10 protein-coding genes are annotated in these 20,747 nt (G+C 66.9%); 6 read left to right on the forward strand and 4 right to left on the reverse strand.

Features of this window, described 5'->3' with window-relative positions; genetic code table 11:
- Nucleotides 1-400 precede the first annotated feature (400 nt).
- From ABTV91_RS11165 to ABTV91_RS11175, 3 genes are all read left to right on the forward strand, one after another.
- Nucleotides 401-1,039: a UdgX family uracil-DNA binding protein gene (locus ABTV91_RS11165; RefSeq protein WP_433851505.1), complete on the forward strand. Its 639-nt coding sequence runs from the start codon at nt 401-403 to the stop codon at nt 1,037-1,039.
- Nucleotides 1,040-1,167: 128 nt separating this feature from the next.
- On the forward strand, nt 1,168-2,322 hold the full coding sequence (locus ABTV91_RS11170) for a DUF3182 family protein (RefSeq protein WP_433851506.1): 1,155 nt from the start codon (nt 1,168-1,170) through the stop codon (nt 2,320-2,322).
- Complete coding sequence (locus ABTV91_RS11175; RefSeq protein ID WP_433851507.1) at nt 2,312-3,115, forward strand: alpha/beta hydrolase family protein; 804 nt, start codon at nt 2,312-2,314, stop codon at nt 3,113-3,115. The genes ABTV91_RS11170 and ABTV91_RS11175 overlap by 11 nt, the downstream gene beginning before the upstream one ends.
- A 398-nt stretch (nt 3,116-3,513) precedes the next feature.
- Here ABTV91_RS11175 and ABTV91_RS11180 read toward each other — a convergent pair whose 3' ends face one another.
- On the reverse strand, nt 3,514-3,861 hold the full coding sequence (locus tag ABTV91_RS11180) for an RcnB family protein (protein ID WP_433851508.1): 348 nt from the start codon (nt 3,859-3,861) through the stop codon (nt 3,514-3,516).
- Nucleotides 3,862-4,301: 440 nt separating this feature from the next.
- Between ABTV91_RS11180 and ABTV91_RS11185 the strand changes: the two genes are divergently transcribed.
- Nucleotides 4,302-4,559, forward strand: a complete 258-nt coding sequence (locus ABTV91_RS11185) for a hypothetical protein (protein WP_433851509.1) — start codon at nt 4,302-4,304, stop codon at nt 4,557-4,559.
- Between the two features lie 155 nt (nt 4,560-4,714).
- Nucleotides 4,715-5,395, forward strand: a complete 681-nt coding sequence (locus tag ABTV91_RS11190) for a hypothetical protein (RefSeq protein ID WP_433851510.1) — start codon at nt 4,715-4,717, stop codon at nt 5,393-5,395.
- 276 nt (nt 5,396-5,671) lie between these two features.
- On the opposite strand, the gene ABTV91_RS11195 is transcribed toward ABTV91_RS11190, so the two are convergent.
- From ABTV91_RS11195 to ABTV91_RS11205, 3 genes are all read right to left on the reverse strand, one after another.
- Entirely contained in the window at nt 5,672-5,866 is a 195-nt protein-coding gene (locus tag ABTV91_RS11195) for a hypothetical protein (RefSeq protein ID WP_433851511.1), read from the reverse strand.
- The gene (locus tag ABTV91_RS11200; protein WP_433854172.1) at nt 5,850-6,524 is read right to left on the reverse strand and encodes a DNA-3-methyladenine glycosylase; all 675 of its coding nucleotides are present in this window, start codon (nt 6,522-6,524) and stop codon (nt 5,850-5,852) included. The genes ABTV91_RS11195 and ABTV91_RS11200 overlap by 17 nt, the downstream gene beginning before the upstream one ends.
- A 391-nt stretch (nt 6,525-6,915) precedes the next feature.
- Nucleotides 6,916-7,356 (reverse strand): FAD-dependent oxidoreductase, encoded by a 441-nt coding sequence (locus tag ABTV91_RS11205; RefSeq protein WP_433851512.1) that lies wholly within the window; start codon nt 7,354-7,356, stop codon nt 6,916-6,918.
- Nucleotides 7,357-7,718: 362 nt separating this feature from the next.
- Here ABTV91_RS11205 and ABTV91_RS11210 point away from each other — a divergent pair, with 362 nt between their 5' ends.
- Nucleotides 7,719-20,744, forward strand: coding sequence for a putative Ig domain-containing protein (locus ABTV91_RS11210; RefSeq protein WP_433851513.1), 13,026 nt, complete (start codon nt 7,719-7,721; stop codon nt 20,742-20,744).
- The last annotated feature ends 3 nt before the right edge of the window (nt 20,745-20,747 follow it).

The raw sequence follows: 20,747 nt of genomic DNA on the forward strand, positions 1-20,747 counted from the left end.
CCAGCCGGCGGTCCCGTGGCCGCAGCATGATGTGGTCCGCAAATGCTCCGTGATCGCCGGAGCCGCGCACGATCCCACGCCCAACATGGGGGAGGGAGTGGCAGGACGAAGTGACAGGACCGTCACTGCCGCGTGAGAATCCGCGCGGGATGGCAAGCCAGGTCCGCGTGCCGCCGCATCCCTTTCCTGCGGCCGTTGCGTCTTCGTGCGAAAGCGGCTCTGACCGTCGCTGCTCCGTGGGTAGCGGTGAGTCGCTTCGGTCGCGTGCCGGCAGGGACGGGCACACCGGCTGCAGCGGCGGCGTCCCATCGGGTCGACGCGCAGGGACACCGCGCGACGAGGCGGAGCAACGCCGCGACGATTCACGCCACCGCGAACGCGGCCGGACTACGGTGGCGGCATGGCACGCAGATCCGTACGCGAACCGCCGCCACTGGCAAAGCCGGTGGACGAGGTACCTGCCGGCAGCCTGGCCGCCCTGCGTCGGGAAGCGGCCGATTGCCGGCGCTGCCCGCTGTGGCGGCATGCCACGCAGACCGTGTTCGGCGCCGGGGCGGGCCGCGCGGCGGTGATGCTCATCGGCGAACAGCCCGGCGCGCACGAGGACCTGGAGGGCAGGCCATTCGTCGGGCCAGCCGGGCGCCTGCTGCGCGAGGCGCTCGCCGAAGCCGGCCTCGATGCCGCCGGCCTCTACATGACCAACACGGTCAAGCATTTCAAGTACGAACAGCGCGGCAAGGCGCGGCTGCACAAGCGCGCCAACGCGTCCGAACAGGCCGCCTGCCGCCCGTGGCTGGCGGCCGAGCTGCTGCAGGTGCGACCGCGCGTGGTGGTGGCGCTCGGCGCGATGGCGGCGCAGACGCTGTTCGGCAATACATTCCGGATTACCCGCAGCCGGGGTACCTGGCAACCGCTCGGGGAAGAAACCAGGGCGCTGGCGACATGGCATCTCTCGGCGATCCTGCGCATGCCTTCGCCGCAGCGCGAACGGGCGCGCGCGGAACTGGTCGCCGACCTGGCACGGGTGGCGCAGGCGTGACGCAAGGACACGGCAAAGTCGAGGGATGGCGGAACCGCCGTGTGTTGAGCGTGGAAGACGCTGCCTGCATCTGCATCCGTTCGCCTGCGGAGTGAAGGCGCGGCGGTTAGGCGTGGGTGACGAATGCGGTGCTTTCCCTCACCGCTCTACCACCGCGCCGCCGCTACAAGAACCGGAACGCTGCCCGATCGCGGCCACGGACGCGGCGCAGCCTGCCCGGAGGAGGAATGCGTACGCTTTCTGTCATCTTCGACGGCACCGACCAGTGCAGCCCGCACGAGGTCGCCACGCTGCGCGTCGCGGCATCGCGTGTCGCGGCGCTGCTGGCGTTGGACTACGACCCGTCGCATGCCTTGCCCGGCGCAAGCGACGGCAGCTACTGCATCCCCATGTCGACCCTGACCCGGCGCGAGGCCGATGCCCTCGGGATCCGCGGCGAGTCGCAGCTGTGGGGCGGGGTGGTGCCGCACGCCTTCGTCGCCACCAAGCTGGTCAGCCACCGGCCATGGCGCAGCGATGCGCCGCTTCCGCGGGGGTGGAAGGACCTGGACGGAATCGAGCGGCTGACGCTGCCCGGCTGCTGCGTCTTCTCCGCCGACGATGCCTGGGCCGCGGGTACGCGCCTGTTGCGCGATGGCGAGGTGCGGCTGAAGCAGCCGTTCGCGCGCGGCGGCAATGGCCAGGCGACCGTGCACGATCCGCCGGCGCTGGCGCGATGGCTTGAGGACGCGACCGATGCGGCGCTGGCGGGCGGGCTGGTCCTGGAGAGGAACCTGGTGAAATCGACGACCTACAGCATCGGCAGTTCGAGCCTGCCCGGCCACGAGATCGCCTACTGCGGCCGGCAGCGCACGGTCATGGACCGCGCCGGCCGCGAGGTTTATGGCGGCTCCACGCTCACGGTGTTCCGCGGGCCATTCGCGGTGCTTGCCGGAAAGGGCCCCGCCGAAGCGGTAAACGTCGCGCTCGCCTACGACGCCCTGGTGCGTGGCACCTACGGCGTGCTGGCATCGCGCCGGAACTATGACGTCATCGACGGCGTGGACTCGCGGGGGAACCGCCACGTGGGCGTGCTCGAACAGTCCTGGCGCTTCGGCGGCGCCAGCATGGCCGAAGTGATCGCGTTCGAATGGCTGGCGCGCCATCCCGAAGCGTCGTCCGTCGTCGCCGAAACGCGCGAATCCTACGACGACGCCCCGCTGCCGGAGGGCGCCATTGCCTATGGCGACGGCGAGGCGGATTCGCCGCGCAAGTACGCCAGGATCGTGCCCCATGGACGTTGAACTGGACCATTGCCGCATCGAGGTGACCCATGAGGAGAGTGTGGAGGCCACGATCCTGTCGCCGCAGCGGGAACTGCCCGGCGTGCTGTTCGTCCACGGCTGGGGCGGGAGCCAGGAGCACGACCTGAGCCGCGCGCGGGAGGCGGCCGCGCTGGGGTGCGTGTGCCTCACCTTCGACCTGCGCGGGCACCGGGCCAGGGCCGCGAGCCGGGATACGGTCACGCGCCCGCAGAACCTCCAGGACCTGTGCGCCGCCTACGACTGGCTGGTGCAGCAGCCGCATGTCGACCGCGACGCGATCGCGCTGGTCGGCATCAGCTACGGCGGCTATCTCGCCGCGCTCCTGTCGCAGTCCCGGCCGGTGCGCTGGCTGGCGTTGCGGACCCCGGCGATCTACCTGGACAAGGACTGGGACGCGCCCAAGCGCCAGTTGAACGCGGATCCCGAATTGGCCGGCTACCGCCGTCGCCCGCTGGCGGCGGACCAGAACCGTGCGCTGCAGGCGTGCGCGCGCTTCACCGGCGACGTCCTGCTGGTCGAGGCGGAACACGACGAGATCATTCCGCGGCAGGTCATCGACAACTACGCCGGCGCGTTCAGCAGCGCCAGGTCGATGACCCGGCGCCTCATCCGCGGCGCCAGCCACGCGTTCGACGACAAGGCGGAGCAGAAGGACTACACCGACGTGCTGGTGTCGTGGATGACCGAGATGATCGTGGGGTCGCGCGGCGCCATCGCCGAGCGCAAGGTGCGCGACTACAAGCAGGAAGGACGCATAGATGCGGTGAGGTGAGGCGTCCGCCGCCCCGGGGCGATGACTCGTTCTCCACCTGGGCGATGCGTGAGTGATCAGAGGTCGGTGCTGCCGCAGCGTGTCCGCTGGAGGCGGGTTACCTCGAATCGAAACTGCGTGGTCTGTCTCACGATGGGCTTCCGCAGGCGCCGGCTGGCTTCGCTCCGCCCGCACGTGTTCTGGTGCCGTGCTACAGGTGATGCTGTTCGCCTGTTCGCCTGCCACGTCCAGGGTCAGGCGGTCCGTAATACTGCAGATGGAACCATGCGCTGGAAGAGTCCCGCTGGATGCGCCCTGTGCGCCAGTGGATCGGAAAAAATTCAAGGCGCTGGTCAACGTCATGGGTCGACCAGCGCCGGTGTTGCCGCTGCACCGACAACGTCGGGCCCAGCGAACCCTCAGCGGTGCAGGGCGTCGATGATCAGGCCGGTGGCGATCTCCACCAGCAGATATTCGGTGTCGGACTGCCGCACCCAGCGACGTCCGCGGCCGGGGTCGCGCAGGTCGTAATGCGCGTAGTCGTCGACCCAGTAGCGTCGATCCACTTCGGCCCACGGCAGCCGCTCGCCGCGGCGCCAGGCCTTCTTCTGCCATCCCGGCGGCGGCGCGTGGCGGTTGTGCGGCCCACCGGCGTGCGCCGGTGGGCCATTGCCGCGCGCGTGGTGCGGCGGATCGGCCCAGGCGGGGGCAACCGCCAGCAGCGTCGCGGCGGTCAATGCGAAGCCAAACGCACGTCCAGTTTTCATGGGGATCTCCCGGCAGCCGCCGCAGGCGGCATCGACGGGCCGGAATGTAATCGAGGTCATGTGAACGAAGCCGGACGTCGTCCCGGAGATCGGCGAGAAGAGCTTGAGGAGTGCGGGGAGTCATCGCACGCGTTCTTGATAGCGGCAATGTTGCGCGTCCGCGAGAGTTCTCGACGGCTGTGGAACGTTGAGCGGGACGCAGGAGAGGGTGGTTGGAAAGCGCTCTTCCCGCTGTTCACCTTTGCCCATCCAGGCAGAGGTGCGAAAGGCGATCAGGTCTTGGCGAGTACGAATAAACATGGATGAATCCGCGTCACAGTCTCCTTGATCCATGCGTCTTCACGCACTGCCCACGTGTTCCAACGTGAGCTGAAGACGTGATCATGGCTTCCAGCAAAAGGCCGCTATATTCCGAGCTCCAAGACGAATGGAGGATTGGAATGTTCCTGACCAAACAACATCTGCAGCTTGGCGTCGCACTCGTCGCCACCCTGGGCCTTGGCGCCTGTGCCACCTACAAGGACGAGTTCGCAACCATCAACACACGCCTCGACCAGCTCGACGCGAGGGTGCAGGGCGCGGCCCAGAGCGCCGAATCCGCCAACCAGTCCGCGCAGCGGGCCAACCAGCGACTGGATCAGATCGAAGGTCGCGTCCAGCAGCTCGAAACGGCGCCTCGCCGCACGCCGCGCGGCTAGTCCTCTTTCCCCGTTCGTGACGAACGTCTGAATCCGGGACCGGTGGCCTTCGCTGGCCACTGGTTTCCCTTACACCTGCAGCATTCGTTCCAAGGAGCCGCGCCATCCGTACGTATTCATTCCCTGCGATCCGGGCCGTCTACGGCGCATTGGCAATGGTGCTGGCATTGGCAAGCATCAACATGGCCAGCGCCGAGGACGGTCCGGCGCAGCCGGCGGCCGCCGTCGACGAGCTTCCGCAAGGCCAGGACGTATCCGAGACGGTGACCGAGCTCGCCGGCTGGGTGGTCGCGACGCGTGACAGCGAAGGCTATCCGTTCGCGATCATGGACAAGGCCGCCGCGCAGATCCTGGTATTCGGCGGCGACGGCCGTCTTCGCGGCGCGGCACCCGCGCTTTTCGGTTCGGCGGTGGGCGACCACACGGCACCCGGCGTCGCCGGCGTGGCGCTTCGCGAGATTCCGGGCCGTGACCGCACGACGCCCGCGGGTCGCTTCGTGGGCGGTTTCGGTCCGTCCATCGATGCCGGGCGCGTGTTGTGGGTCGACTACGACTCCGCGGTTTCGATCCATCCCACCGCTACCGGCGTGCCGGCGGAAAGGCGCCCCGAACGCCTCGCCTCGCCCTCGCCGGACGACAACCGCGTCACCCACGGCTGCATCAACGTCTCCCCCGAGTTCTACGAGCGCATCGTCCGCCAGACCTTCGAGCGGGGCGGGGTTTTCTATGTACTGCCCGACAAGGCGTCGCTGGCCGATACCTTCCCGGAATTCGCGCAAAGCCGTTCGACGGCGCAACGCAAGAGCGGAAGCCGTGCGCGTTCCGTCAGTCCCTGAGGACGGGCAATTTGCCATGGGATGGCTGGCAGCAAGGCTGACGCTACACGCCGCCGATGGGAGAAACAGGCTGGTCGCGTGATCGTTTGATCGCGGCCGGGTTTTCTGGTGTCCATGGCTCGCCCGATCCTCAATCGAGGCAGGGCGACTGGTGGTTGCCTGTCTGCTCAGATCTGATACGGCGAAGGCATGTCCACTGCAGCAATGAGTGATCGACGTCGTCACTTGAAATGGTGGTGCCGATCGCGTCGTGTTTGATCTGGACCCCGCTTCAGATCAGGGGGCTTTCAAGGACGCCTGCAGCGCAGCGGCCAAGGCAGCATCTCCCGAGACCAGGTCCGTCCACCTGAGCTCCAGCCCCTTGCGGCGCCCCTTCTCGACCAGTTTCAGCCCGACAGGGTCCAGGGAAAGCGTATAGGCCTTGCCCTCGATCGTCAGTTCGCGTCTCAGCTGTTTATCGAGCGGGGTCATGCTTGGCTCCATTACGAGACTGCCGGCGGGGCCCCGACACGTGGTCGTGGTCTGGGACATGCCAGCGCCAAGGGAAGTCCATCGCCCGGGAAATGCCTATCCGGGGACCCACTGCGGGGTTGTCTGGCGGCGGCGTGCCGTCACTCACCAATGCCACCCCACGGTCTCCCGTGACCAGGTCGGCACCGTCCAGCTGCCGATTCAACCCGAATGCCTGCGCCAGCTTGCCTGGACCGCTTGCCAGGTCCTGGTCGCGTCGTGCCACCGCACGCGCCTGGTACATCAGCTCCAGCCCGTGGATCGGCTCGGCCGCCCGCAACAGCACCGCCATTCCTTCACCCGCGTCGCCACAGACAGCGTTGCCGGCCCAGTGCATGCCATAGATGAAGTAGACATAGAGGTGGCCGGGCGGGCCGAACATGGTCGCGTTGCGTGGAGTCGGGCCGCGGAAGGAATGTGCGGCCGGATCCTCTCCCCCCGCGTAGGCTTCGACCTCGACGATGCGCGCCGCGCGTCCGTCGTCCCGCAGAAGGATCTTGTTCAACAGCTCGGGGGCCACCTCTGTCGGATGGCGCCTGTAGAAGCCCCGCGGCAGCGGTTTCCAGTGCTTGATCGTAGGTTCCTGCAAAACGATTACCCTTGGCGGTTTTGGCTGCATTCCAGACATCTCGGCGGTGTGGACCATCTTCGATTCCCCGCTGATAGCGAATGGGCGGCGCGTTCCGGTCGTCAGACAGGACGATGGGAGCACTGCCATGGGATACGACGTCCCGTACTTCATGGATGCAGAGTGGACTGGATCGCGCGCCTTCTACGTGAAGCATCGCAGCGGCCCGCAGTCCCGACGGAAGTATCAGGCGTTTCTGCATTCTTCGCCGCCGATGCGACGCTTTTTGATGGCTCCGGAGTGGATGCATGCAAGCGGGATTTGAAGATGCGGTGCGCGTGCCGTTCCGGTTCAGGGAAATGGCTGCGCACCGCAAGAACCTGACGTCGAAGCCGCCTTTCACCGCTAGCGGCAGCGGTGAAAGGCTGCTGCCGTCGAACGATTACCGGGTGTCGCGCAGGCGTGGGGCGATCGGGAGGGCCCGATGGATCGCGCTTGCGGCTATGGCCGCGTGGCCGAAAGCGACCGCAATCTGGTTGAGATCGGTGACCACGTCGCCGATGGCATAGAGACCGGGGCAGGTCGTTTCCATATGCGCATTCGTCAGTACGGCACCTTCCGCATCGACAAGAGCGCCCAGGCTCGACGCGAGATCACCGCGAGCCGGGGCGCCCATCGCCGCGTAGACCAGATCGAACTGATGCGTGTTCCCTCGCATGTCGGTGACTTCCCATGCTTCATCCTTCCAGGCCAGACGTTGCAATGTTGGAAGAATGACGAGTCCGCCTGTGTCCAGGGCGGCCGGTTCATGTGCGTCGCCTTCATCGGTCGGTGCAACGGCGATATCCGCGGAGAAGGTGGTCAGGTAGCGTGCATGGGGCACTGCCCGCAGACAAGGCAAACGCAAGAGCCGACCCCCGTCGGGCAAGGGGGGCGATCCCGACACCTCTTTTGCGAGGCTCGCCTCAGATCAAGTCTAGTCCTGGTGGCCGCATCCAGAAGTTGTCGCCAAGATCAGTAGCGATCATCGAGAACACCCAAATGTAGGGGGGGCGTGGTTGTCCTTGGCGGGTTTTGCAACGGACAGGGGGCCTTCTGCAGTTGATCGGCCACGTTCAAGGTATTGCCGGGGCATAGAGAGCAGGGGGGACGTGCCCCTAAACTTCCTCCAGCTCGATGGGATTGTTCTCCAGAGGGGCCCGACTGCGTCCATGAGGGACGCGGGGGTAGCCGGGGAGTTCGGTCATGTCGGCAGTGTTCACGGGTAACGGTCTGGGTCTGTTCAACACCTCGCTGAGCCAGTTGGGGTATGGGCTGGGCGGTGGCGCAGGGGTTGGCCAGGGGCGCGACAACCAGTACGTGAACGCGGCCACGGGCAACCTGGTCTGGCAGAGCAGCGACGAGCACCTGGTGTTCCGCGGGTTGAGCGTGAACCTGACGCGGACCTACAACAGCCTGGGGCTGTTGTCCGAGGTCGGGGCCGATGGCTGGATGACGGGCTTCGAGCGGCGGGTGGCCCTGCAGGGCGGCACGTTCAACGCGGCCGGCAGCGTGATGCGGCGTTTTACCGGCGATGGCTCGTATCAGGACTTCGCCTATGTTTCGGCCAATACCTATCGTTCCAGCGCAGGGGATGGTGCGCATGACACGCTGACCTGGACGGGGAGCGATTGGCGCTATGTGGAGGGCAGCACCCGCCGGGAAGAGGGGTATGCCGGCCATGCCGATGCCGTCCGGCAGGGACGGTTGACGTATCTGCGCGACCTGCGCAGCGATGGGGCGTTGCCGGTGACCTGGCAGGTGGACTACGACGCCAGCCAGCGGATCGCGCAGATCCGTGCCGACGATGGGGGCAGCGGCGGGGATGCGCTGGTCTTCGGGTATGACGGTGCGGGCCGACTGAGCAGCATCGCCACCCGGGAGGGGGGCGTGGTGCGCCACCAGGTGGCCTATGAATACGACGGCCAGGGGCGACTGGTCGGGGTGGTGACGGACCTGACGCCGAACAATGCGGCCGACAACACCTGGAACGGCACGACCGCTTCCCAGAACGACGGACGGCTGTTCCGCACGCAGTACACCTATGAAGGGACGAGCCTGCGGCTGGCGTCGGTCAGGCAGGGCGACGGGACGGTGGTGGGCTTCACCTATCACGCCGATGGCCGGATCAAGACGGTGACGCGTGGGGATACGAATGCCAACGATGCCGATGGCCTGGGTGAGACCTTCACCTATGCATACGCGGCGGGCAGCACCACGGTAAGCGACAGTCTGGGCCGCGCGTGGGTGTATGGATTCGATGCCGAGGGACAGCTGACCAGCCTGGTGGCACCGGCGATCTCCGGGCAATCGGACGTAACGACCTATCAGTACGATGCGTCGGGCAACGTGCTGCAGGTCAAGACCGTGCGTGGCGCAGCGGTGCTGTCGCAGGTGGACTATGCCTACGATGCGTCGGGCAACGTGACGTGGGAATGGGATGGGCTGGGCAATGCGATCAGCCGTACGTGGAGCGCGGGCAACCAGTTGCTGAGCCTGACGCGGTATACGGGCGTGGATCCGGATCGGGAGGGTGCGGCGCTGCCCACGGGTGGACTGACGACACGCTATGTGTACGACGGGCAGGACCGGCTGCGTTTCGTGGTCGATGCCTTGGGCCAGGTAAGCGAGTTCAGCTATGCGGCCAGTGGCGACGGAATCGGGCAGCAGAGCAGCCTGCGGCAGTATCTGGGAGCCAGCTATGCCGGCACTTCGGATCTGGCAGGGTTGGAAGCGTGGGCGACCGCTGCGAGGAAGGCGAGCAGCCAGCTGACCGAGCTGGGCTACGACGCCTGGGGGCGGCTGAGCCTGCGTACGGAGTACGCCACGGTCAATGCTTCGGGCATCGGTGTGCTGGACTCGGGGGCAAGCCTGACCCGTTACACGTACGATGCGCAGGGTACGCTGCGCCAGCAGATCACGCTGCGCAATGGCAGCCGCACGGGCGATGGGGCGGCGTTGGCCGGCAGCCAGCAGATTGACTACGCCTATGACGGCCTGGGCCGATTGCTGAGCAGCACCAGCCGCGAGATCGGCGTGTCGGGTGTTCTGCAGACGACCTATGCGTATCTGGATTCGGGCCATCAGGTTGTGATGACCGAGGGCGGCGGTCGCGTGGTCACGCAGACGCGCGATGCGGCCGGGCGGCTGGTGTCGGTCAGTGAGCAGGGCAATGCAGGCGGTGGCAGCCAGACCCGCACGCAGTTGAACTACTACGACGCGAGCGGGCAACTGCGCGCCAGCGAAGATGCTGCCGGTGGGCGCAGCTACTTCTTCTATGACGCCAAGGGGCGGCTGGAGGCCACGGTGGATGCCACCGGCGCACTCACCCGGACCTACTACGATGGTTCGGATCGGGTGGTGGGCACGCGGCAGTATGCCAACCGGTTGACGACCGGCAGCTGGCTGGTGGCAGGCAAGGTGTTACCGACGCAGGTGGACAGCCTGGGAATCGTGACCAATGCATCGCTGGACCGGGTCAGCGGCCGCACTTATGACGCCGCCGGACGGTTGGCCACGCAGACCGATGGGCTGGAGGGCAGTACCGAGCGCTCGATCAGCACCTATACCTACGACGGTGCAGGCCGGCTGCTGCAGGTGCGTACGACCGATGCGGCGGGCACGGCGGGTACCGCGCGGGTGGTGCGTTACTTCCACGATGAGGCCGGCCGCCAGGTCGGCGTGCTGGATGCGGAAGGTTATCTGACCGAGACGCAGTACGACCGGGGCGGTCGCGTCCTGTCGCTGACGCGCTATGCGAGTGCATCGCCGACGGCATATCGGGCGACCGGTACGCTGGCGCAGCTGCGTCCGGGCACGACGGGCCAGGACCAGACCACCCGTTACTTCCACGATGGGCGCGGGCAGCTGGTGGGCCTGCTGGATGCGCAGGGTTACCTGACCGAATATGTCATCGACGAGACATGGAGCGTGCGCGCCGAGCGCCGCTATGCCACGGCGGTAACGGCTGCTGCAGGCGACACGCTGGCCACTGTGCGCGCACAGGCCGGCACGTACCAGCAGGTGCGCAGGTACTACGACGGCCAGGGTCGGCTGGCGATCGAGTCCAATGCCGAAGGCACGCAGACCCGGTACACCTACGATGCGGCCGGTCGCCTGGTGAAGACGGAGACGGCGCAGGGCACCAGTGAGGTGCGGGAAGGGAACCGGCGCTACAACGCCTTCGGCGAACTGATCGGCGAGATCAGCGGCGAAGGGGCGCTGCAGCTGCTGCCGGGCATGAGCGAGGCGCAGCTGGATGCGATCTATGCACAGTACGGGGTGCGCCACAGCTACGACGTGCTCGGTCGCCGGATCGAGAGCATCGATGCGGCGGGCAACAAGACCTGGTACTTCCACGACAGCGCTGGCCGGCTGACCTTCACGGTCAAGGGCATGGCCGACGAGGTGGGCCTGCAGAACGCCCGCGGCGAGGTGACCGAAACCCGCTATACCGCCTTTGGCGATGTCTCCGACACGATCGCCTATACCGGCCGGCTGACCATCCCGGTGCCGGGCAGTCGTGCCAGCGCCGCCAATGCCATCAGCACGCTGGCCTATGCGGCGGCGGTGGATACGCGCCGGCAATATGCCTATACCGCGCGCGGCCAGCTGGCCCAGGTCATCGATGCCGAGAACGCGGTGACCACCTACGCGTACACCGCCTTCGGCGACCTGAGTCGTGTCGTTGCCGCCAGTGGCACGGCATCGGCCTCGACCACGGACCATGTTTACGACCGTCGCGGCCATCTGACCCAGCGCACCGAGGGCGTGGGCAGTGGTAGCGTACGCAGCGTGGGGTTCAGCTACGACGCCTTCGGGCGGGTGATCGGTGAAGTTGATGGCCGCGGCACGCCGACCGCCTACGGCTACGACCGGTTGGGGCGTCAGATCAGTGTCACCCGTACGGTGCAGGGCCGGGTGGAGACGGTGAGCACCACCTACGATGCCTACCGGCGCACCCAGGTCACCGATGCCCGCGGCATGGTCACCACCTATGCCTATGACCCGGCCACGCAGGTCATGACGGTGACCTCGGCCGAAGGCATCCAGGTGAGCACGGCCTACAACCGGCATGGCCAGGTACTGACCGTGACCGATGCCGCCGGCCGGGTGGTCACGCGCAACACCTATGACCGCGATGGTCTGCTGACCAGCACCAGCGATGCGCTGAACCAGGCGTCGACCCAGACGTACGATGCCCGCGGGCTGCTGACAGCCACGGTCGATGCCAGCGGCCGCCGTGTCGAGTTCCGCTACGACGCACAGGGACGGTTGCTGCAGCGGATCGAGGATCCGGGGGCGGGCAAACTCAACATCACCACGAACTACCGTTACGACGGGCAAGGACGGCAGCTGACGGTGACCGATGCCAGTGGGCGGGTGACCGGCTACAGCTACGACCGCGAAGGGCGCCTGGCGCAGGTGGCGCAGGACCCGGCCGGGCTGAACCAGTGCACGGTGTTCGCCTACGACGCGCAGGGCCGTCAGGTTACGGTGACCGAAGGCTACGGCACGGCCGCTGCCACGGTGAGGCAGTATCTCTACGATGCGCTGGGGCGGCGGACCGCCGAGGTGGTCGACCCGGGTGCCGGCAAGCTCAACCTGACCACGTCCTACGCCTATGACGGCAATGGCAATGTCATCCGCCGCACGGACGCGACCGGCGCGGTCACGCGCTATTACTACGATGAAGCCAATCGGCAGACGTACGCGGTCGACCCGCTGGGCGGGCTGACCCGCAACTGGTACGACGCCAATGGCCGCCTGGTGGCCACCCGCAGCGCGGCGCAGGCGTTGACGCCGGCGCAGCTGGCCTCGCTGGGCGACGCCACCACCGTGGCCCAGCTCGACGCGCTGCGCGTGGAGGGCGCGGCTGATGCCGGGCGCTATCTGGCCTATGACAACGATGGACGGCTGCGCTACAGCATCGATCTCACCGGCGCGGTCGAGCAGAGCCTGTACGACAGCGCCGGGCGCCTGATCCGCACCCGCGCGCACGTGAATCGTGTGGAGCTGACCCCGGTGCTGGTCGGCCAGTTGCGTGCCGGTACCGCCACGGTCACGACCGTAGGTTCCGGAGAGGATCAGGTCACCTGGAGCGTGCTGGACGAGGCCGGGCGCGTGCGCTACAGCATCGACCGGGCGGGCAACGTCCAGGAAACGGGCTACGACGCCGCCGGGCGGGTGGCCTGGACGCGCGCCTACGCCACCGCCTTGGTGCTGGACAGCGCACTGACGGTCAAGCTCAACGCCGGCACCACGCAGCTGAGCGATGTCAGCAGCCGGCTCACCACAGCCGACGACAGGGACCTGCGTCTCTACCGCATCCATGACGCCGCCGGGCGCCTGCGCTTCTCGGTCGACGCGTACGGTGCCCTGCAGAAGCACTTTACCGATCCAGCCGGCCGCGACGTGGGCAGCCGTCGCTATGCACCGGCGGTGGTGATGGATGCGGCCCTGCTGGCCAAGCTGGCCGACGGCACGGCCACCGAGCAGGACATCGCTGCCCGGCTCGGGTCGGACAACGCCCGCGACCTGCAGACCTACCAGGTGTATGACGATGCCGGCCGCGTCCGCTTCATCATCGACATTGTCGGCGACGCGGCCGGGAACATGCACGGTGCGGTGACCGAGCTGTTCTACGACGCCAGTGGGCGGGTCGTGGGGCGCGCCTCGCGGGAAACCCTGGTGGATGCGGCCGTGCTCACTTCACAGCTGCCGCAGGTGCGCGCCGGTACCCTCCCGGCGAGCACGGTGGCCGGCTGGTTGTCCGGAGCGTCGCGCACCACGCAATGGGTCTACGACGCGGCGGGGCGCGAGCGTTACACCCTGCGTGCCGACGGCAACGGCGTCTACACCGTGCAGGAACGGCGCTACGACGCGGCCGGCCGGGTCGTGGCCGAAACCGTCTATGGCGTGACCATCCCGTCGGCCACGGCGCTGACGGTGGAAGGAGTGAACGCCGCCCTGGTCGCGGCCAACGGCAACACCGCCGCCAACCAGCGCACCACCCGCATGGTCTACGACGCCAATGGCGCGGTGCGCTTCGTGCTGGACAACCTGGGCGGCGTGACCGAGCAGCGCTACGACGCCCTGGGACGGGTCGTGGCCCATCGCCGGTATCCGGTCACCATCCCGACCAGCACGCCGGCGACCGAAGCGGCGGTCGTGGCCGCGGTGGCGGACCAGCCGGCCAGCAGCCTGCGCATCACCCGCACCGGCTACGACAGTGCCGGCCGGGTGGCCTGGGTCATGGACGCCAATGGCGCGACCGAGTCCTTCGAGTATGACGCCGTCGGCAATCGCATCCGCTACACCAACAAGCTCGGCCATGTCTGGACCTATGCTTACGATGCGGCCGGGCGCATGGTCAGCCAGGCCAGCCCACCGGTCAGCATCGCCACCAGCGACAACGCCGGCAACGTCAGCCATGCATCCCGAGCGGTGGTCACCCTGTACGGGTACGACGCGTTGGGAAACCTGGTGGCCCGGACCGAGGATGCCACCGGCACCCAGCCGCGCATCACCGAGTACCAGTACGACAACCGTGGCAACCAGATCAGGACGATCCTTCCCGATGCCGGCGTCCTCAACGCCGCTACCGGTGCGATCACGCCCAGCGGAGTACGGCCGACCATCGAGGTCACCTACAACGCGCTGAACCAGGCGGTCGTCCAGAAGGACGTCAACGGGAACTACAGCTACAAGGCCTACGATTCCCGCGGGCAGCTGGCCTATGAAGTCGATGCCGAGGGCTATGTCACCGGCTATACCTACAGTACGTTCGGCGAACAGGCCACGCTGACCCGCTATGCCGACAAGCTGGTCGCCTCGGCGATCAGCGGCTGGAGCGAGGGCATGCCGCTGGCGGCGGCACAGGTCGCCGCCGGCCGGCCGGCCGGCACGATGGACCGTACCTTGACCACCCGCTACGACGCGCTGGGCAGGAAGACCGAGGTCACCCAGAGTTCGGTCTACTACTACCAGGCCGACGGTACCCGCGGCGAGACGCAGCCGACCACGCGCTTCCGGTACAACGCGTTCGGCGAACTGGCCAGGACCGCGGTGCTGCTGGATCCGGTGGCCGGACGCTGGTCGCCCACCTATCAGTACTACGACGGGCTGGGCCGCAACATCCTGACCGTGGATGCGGAAGGTTACGTGACCCAGCGTACCCATGACGCCATGGGGCAGGTGACCCAGGTCATCGAGCACGCGCGGGCACTGGACGCGGCGACGTTCGCGGCGCTGACGCCGACCACGCCACCGCCGCCGCTGCCGGCGGCCGGCGATGCCGCCATTGGTCACGATCGCGTATTCGCGTACGGCTACGATGCGCTCGGGCGCAAGACCAGCGAAGCGTTGCTGCGACACTACCGGCAGGGCGATGGCACCGCGGTCGTAGGAGACGTACGGACAGCCTTCGCCTACGATGCCGCCGGCCGTCTTACCGGCGTCACCCGGGATGCGGGAACCGCGGCGGCTGCGACCACGATCACCGAATACGATGCGCTCGACCGCACCGTCTCGGTGCGCGAACCCGAGCGCGCCGTGCTGGCGGATACGGCCGAGGCCGCACTGCTCGGCAGCACCTCCAACACGTTGGGTACCGGCACGCTCTATCAACAGGTATCGCCCTATGTGACGATGGCCTACGACGCCTTCGGCAACCTGGTGACCGCCCGCCGGTATGCCAACGGCTGGATGCAGGGCGCCACGGCGCCGGTTGCCGATGCGGGCCGGGACCAGGTCATGGTCACCCGTTATGACGGGCAGGGACGGGCGGTCTGGGAGAAGGACGCCGAAGGCAACGTGGTCATCCGCAGCTTCGATGCCGCTGATCGTCTCCTCAGTACTTCCCATACCCTGACCAACGGCGATGGCAGCAGCGTCACCATCACCAGCACGGCCATCTACGACAAGCTTGGCCGTCAACTGAGCCGGCTGGTGATGCGCGACGCCGCGCGGGATACCGGCGAAGCGGTTGCCTACAATGCGTTCGGCGACATCATCAGCCGCGGGCCGGGTGCTGGCGACCAGCGCGCATTCTATGCCTACGACCGCGCCGGTCGCCTGGAGAGCGACAATGCCACCGGCGCCACCCGCTGGTACGGTTACGATGCCGCCGGCAACCAGGTCAAGGCGTGGCACAACCTCGACGCAAGCCTGGTCGCCACCACTCTGATCCAGACGGATCGTCTGGGACGCGCCACGCAGGTCCGCTCGCCATCGAACCAGGCCGACGCGACGATCACCCATACCAGCAGCCGTACCTATGATCGTTGGGGCAACCTGCTGAGACTGGTGGATGCCAAGGGCCTGACGACCGACTACGAATACGACGAGCTGGGCAACCTGGTGCGCGAAATACAGCCGCTGGTACGTGTGGTGGCCAACGGCACGCCTGCGCAGCAGATGCGTCCCGAACGCAACTGGTACTACGACGGCATCGGTCGCCTGGTGGGAGAGCGGGATGGCAACGGCAACCTCAGCCGGTACGAGTACGACCTGGGAGGCCGGCAGGTCAAGGTGATCGATGCGGCGGGCAACGTGCGCCAGCAGGCCTACAACGCCCTGGGCCAGCAGGTGCTGTCGCAGAATGGGCTGGGCTATCTGACCCATACCCAGTACGACCGCCTGGACCGCGTAGTCGGCCATGGCGACTACCTGACCAACGCGGCCGGAACCGCGCGCGAGAAGAAGACGCGCGAGACCTACCAGCTGAACCAGAACGGCGACCGCATCCGCGTCACCAACGCGCTGAACCAGTCGTCCCTGTACAACTACGACAGCCGCGGCCTGATCGTGCGCAGCCAGAGCGCGGCCGGCGTGGTGATGGACTACGGCTACAACGCGGCCGGCCTGAAGATCCGCGAGACCTACGACCTGGCGCATACGGCCATCGTTGATCGTGAGGGCGAATCCGTACTGACCAATGAGCTGACCTGGAACTACGATTTCTTCGGCCGGCTGGTCGACCACAACGACCTGAGCGGCCGCGACTACGACTACGCCTACGACGCGGCCACGGGGCTGCGCGCCGGCGAGACCAGCAGCGCCGGCCTGGACCGCACCACGCTGTACTACGCCAGCGGGCTGGTGCGCGAGGTCCAGGAGCCGAACGGGGTGATCTACCGCTACGAGTACGACGCGGCCGGCAACCGCACGGTGGAGGAGAGCATCACCCGCGACAGCCGCGGCAGGACGGTGCACGTCCGTACCGAGATCGAGTACGACAACCACCATCGCCTGCGCCGGATCAGCCAGCGCGACATGGTGGCCGGCAGCTGGGTGTTCGACGCGGTGTACGAGTACGACGCGGCGGGCAACCGCTCGCATGTGGTCGCGCGCTCGGGATACGGCAGCGGCACCGCGCCGGTGGGGGTGATGTACATCGCCAGCAGTGGCCTGCCCAACCGGGCGGTGAGTGCGGGCGTGCCGGTGGACTTCGAATTGCCCAGCGGTGCATTCCGCGCGTTGCCGGGAATGGCGCTGGGTTATGCGGCCGAGGTGCTGATCGGCAACAGCTGGGTCGGACTGTCGCAGTTGGGGCTTTCGATCAACGCCACGACCGGGCGGATTACCGGCACGCCGCAGAACCTGGGCCAGTCCAGCTACACGGTACGGATCATCGCCACCGACGGCGCCAGCGGCGCCCGGGATGTCGGCCAGTTCCTGCTCGGGGTAGGCAGCGTGCCCACGGCGGTGGCACCGACGCCGGCAAAAGTGACGACCATCGGCGGCACCACGATCCGCCGCGACGAGTCGTGGTACGCCTACGACAGCCTGAACCGGGTGGTGGTGGTCAACGGCACGGTGGATGCCAATGGCCAGGTGGTGGTGGCCGACAACAACCTCAGCTATGGCTACGGCTACGACGCCGCTGGCAATCAGGTGGCCCGCTACTACTTCGGCAACGAAGTCATGCTGGGCGGCAGCTTCGGCACAAGGACGCTGATGCTGGTCCAGCAGGACTATTCGCAGCGGGGTGAACTGCTCAACATCCGCAATGCCAGGCCGTTGTCGGGCTGGGACCTCTCGCCTTACCCCTACGTGGAGCAGCGCAGCTACGATGCGGCGGGCCGTCTGCTGGAGCGCCGCACCTATTACGCCAACGGCGAGACGCGGCAGAAGTCCGGAGGAGGGGAGGAATCGGTGGCCGGCTGGCTGGCGTCGGTGGAGAGCACGACGTACGACGCCGATGGCCGGGTGCTGACCCTGGAGACGCTGCGCCGCCCGGAAGTACGCAACCGGGTGAACGACCCGCGCTACAGCCCGATCATCCAGCAGCCGGAGATGATCGATCCCAGCAGCTGGGCCGACCACCAGAACGTGTCCGAGCTGACCCAGGGCAACCGGATCAGCTACAGCGGTGCGGGGCTGGGCTATGACACGGCCGGCCGGGTGAAGGGCTATACCTACCAGAACTGGGGCGATGCGGCCTACACGCACACCTACACCTACACGTACGAGGGCTGGGGGAGCTACCAGGAAAAGACGATCACCGGCAGCAGCAGCAACAGCAACTACAAGACGACCACCAGCACGATGAGCTTCGACCTGGCCGGTCGCCTGCAGGAGATGCGGGAGAAGACGGTCGGGGCGACGCTGGACGACCGGCTGCGCACGTTCGCCTACGACGGCAACGGCATGATCCTGAGCCGCCGCGACGGCACGGTGACCAGCGGCAACGTGTTCCAGCAGAAGAACGCGCAGGGCCAGGTGGCCACGGGCGACGTGTTGGGCCGGATGAACCAGCGCAACGTGTACGCGACGGGCCAGCAGGTGGCCAGCCTGGACGAGGCGGGCAAGCTGGACGTGCTTAGCCGTCTGACGGCGTTCAGCAGCAGCGACAGCGGGGCCGGCAAGGTGACGGTGCAGGCGGGCGACACGCTGTACACGCTGGCGCAGCGCGTCTACGGCAACGGCAACCTGTGGTACGTGCTTGCCGAAGCCAACGCGCTCAAGGGCGACAGCGACCTGGTGGCGGGAGCGACGTTGAATGCGCCGCAGGTGAAGACCAACAGCAACGACGCCAATACCTTCAAGCCCTACAACCCGGGCGAGATCACCGGGCCGAGCACGCCGAGCCTGCCGTACATCCAGCCGCCGAGCAACAGCGGCTGCGGGACGCTGGGCACGATCATCATGGTGGTGGTGGCCGTGGTGGTGACGATCTATACGGCCGGTGTGGCGTCCGGGGCAATGGGCAGTGCGGCGGTAGGCACCGGCGCTGCGGGTACGACGGCAGGGGTTACCGCCAGCGCGGCCACGGCGACGGCGGCAGCGGGCACAAGCGGTTTTGCGGCCACGATGTCCACTGGCCTCAGTGCCCTGGCGGGAGGCTATGGCACCACGGCCATGGTGGTTGGTGCGGGTGCCGGCGCATTCGCCGGCAGCGTCGCCAGCCAGGCGGTGGGCAGTGCGATGGACATGACCAGTTTCAGCTGGCGCAATGCGTTGCAGGCGGGCGCCTCGGCGGCGGCGGGCGCGTGGGTCGGCGGCACCGGGATGATGCAGGGGCTCAATGGCGCACTGGGAGGCACGCGTTTTGCGCAGGCCGCGGCCAGCGCGGTTGTGGGGCAGATGACCAGCTACGCGGCCAGCAAGGTGGCCGGCGTGGACGCCAGCTTCAGCTGGAGTCGCATTGCGGTGGGGGCGGTATCGGCGGGCCTGACCGCCACGGCGATGCCGCGCATCGGCATGGCGTTCGATATCGACCTGACCACGGCTGGCGGCCAGTTCGCGGCGGACATGATCGGTGGTGTCGTCGGCGGGAGCCTGGCCTTGCATGCGGGCCGGCAGTGGGGATTGGGCGGCGACGTAGATTATGGACGCATCCTCTCTGATGCGTTCGGCAACGCCTTGGGCAACGCGGCGGGAGGCAAGCACGAGAGGTGGGCGGTGGAAGCGCGGCTGCAGCAGACCCGCTCGGCACAGCAACGCCGGGAAAACATGCAGGCCGCTGCCGATCTGATGTCCAACGGTCTGGTGGTACATCCCATGCTGATGTTGCTGGGAGGCGGTCAAGCTCCCGGGGAGGGAAGCTCACACGCGGTGCAGGGAGCGACAACCCTGGATACGGTCAACGTCTATCCGGACGTGGACAGGACCAATGCCGGCTGGGCTGAATGGCAGTGGCGGCAGGACTACAACGCCTGGGTAGGCAGCAGCCCGCTGTACGCGAAGATTCCGGTGGGGGCGACGGTGGAACAGGCGCACGGGACGTTCTACCAGACCAATACCGGGTGGATGCAGAAGAACCGCCCGGACGACTATGCCAAGGCGTTGGCGGGGCCACGGGGTCCGCAGGGCTACGCGCTGGGCGGTGGTGAGAAGCTTTTCCTGCGCACGATCGGTGGCGCATGGGGCGTCGGCAAGTCTCTGTTCAATGGCGTTGTTGGCCTAGGACAGTTGGCATACGACTTTGCCGGTGCGGGCATGTACGAAACGGGGCTATCCGGATTAATGGAGTTGGAAGATGCGCATCGAGCTTCCTACGACCGGCTAGGCATCGTGGCGGGCACCATTGCGGAGTGGGCAAGCCATCCTGTTGACGGGACGATCGCGCATTTCAGTGATCGCTTTGCCTACGCAGATCAGCTTGAGGCGATGGGGAATGGTGTTTCGATCTTCAATGCTGCCGCGGCACGGTCGTCGGCCGTGTTTGACGCCGAAACCGCAGTACTTGGAGCTGGAGGAGCCGCCAAGGGCGTGGCGACCGGTGTGGCACGCGCAAGCGCTAGAGTGGGCGAGTTCGCGAGTTCCGTTCGTGGCGCCACGCGGGCATTTGATGACTTTGGGATGCCTTTGGAAGTGCCGCAGGGAGGGGGTGCTAGACTCGGAAGCGCTGCAAACGGCGAGAGGCTTAAGTTCTTGACCCCAGCCGAGTTTGCAGAACTTCCGAAAACGGGGGTCATTGATCCGACTAGAATTCGGTTTAGTCAGGGTGAAATCAGCCCTTCCTTCAAGCCACCATATGGATCGATAGATGACTTCATCAGTGGGCTGAATGGTGGCACCATTGACCCTGCGAGCATCAAGCCAATTCGTATCGTCGAAAAGGACGGTCAGATTTTTAGCTTGGATAACCGACGCCTCTACAGTTTCCAGAATGCTCGAGTTGAAATTCCATATTTAAAGCTGGATGCTGTGCCCAAGCGGCAGCTGTTCAAGTTCGACACGCAGAATCAGGGAACATCCGTTTTTGTCCGCCCAAAGAAGAATTGAATC

Origin of the sequence: Stenotrophomonas nitritireducens (assembly GCF_050984405.1) — a bacterium.
In the GTDB taxonomy this organism is placed as follows: Bacteria; Pseudomonadota; Gammaproteobacteria; order Xanthomonadales; family Xanthomonadaceae; genus Stenotrophomonas; species Stenotrophomonas nitritireducens_B.